General features: G+C 71.8%; 1 protein-coding gene. It reads left to right on the top strand.

Annotated features, from left to right (window positions below; translation table 11 throughout):
* Positions 1-620 (top strand): type VI secretion system Vgr family protein (locus QUG03_RS23200; RefSeq protein WP_500821122.1); only part of this gene is annotated, 620 nt, incomplete at both ends.

The following is a 620-nucleotide window of genomic DNA, read 5'->3' as shown; positions in this document are numbered from 1 at the left end:
TACGGCCTGCTGCGCTTCCTGCCGGACGGCGACGAATTCCGTCCGGTGCCGGGCCGCGAAGGGGTGCAGCGGCTGCAACGCGGGCGGCGGGTGCGGCCGACCAATGTCGCGCTGCGCGATTTCGACTACCACGCGCCGTCCAACCGGCTGGACAGCGATGCTCAGGAGGCGCAAGCCAGCCTGGACGGCATCCGGCTGGAGCATTACGACTACGGCGCCGGCTATAGCGATCAGGCCGGCGGCGACCGGCTGGCGCGGCTGCGGCTGGAAGCCTTGCAGGCGGATTCCCACCAGCTCACCGGCACCGCCAACGCCCGCGGCCTGGCCACCGGCGGCGCCTTCACGCTGGACGGCCACCCGGACGCGGCGCGCAACCGCCGCTACTACGTGACCGCCAGCCAGCTGACTTTCTTGCAGGACGGGCCGGACAGCAGCGGCCAGGGCCGCAATGTGATGGCCGTGTTCCGGGCGATGACGGACGACCGTCCGTTCCGCCCGCTGCGGCTGACGGCCAAGCCCATCCTGCCCGGCATCCAGAGCGCCACCGTGGTGGGGCCGGTGGACGCGGAAGTGCATACCGACAAGCTGGGCCGCATCCGCGTGCACTTCCACTGGGACCG

The sequence above is a fragment of the Chromobacterium sp. CCUG 30098 genome, assembly GCF_059916605.1.
The sequence above is the reverse complement of the archived record's forward strand: the minus strand, read 5'-3'. Positions and strand labels throughout refer to the sequence as shown.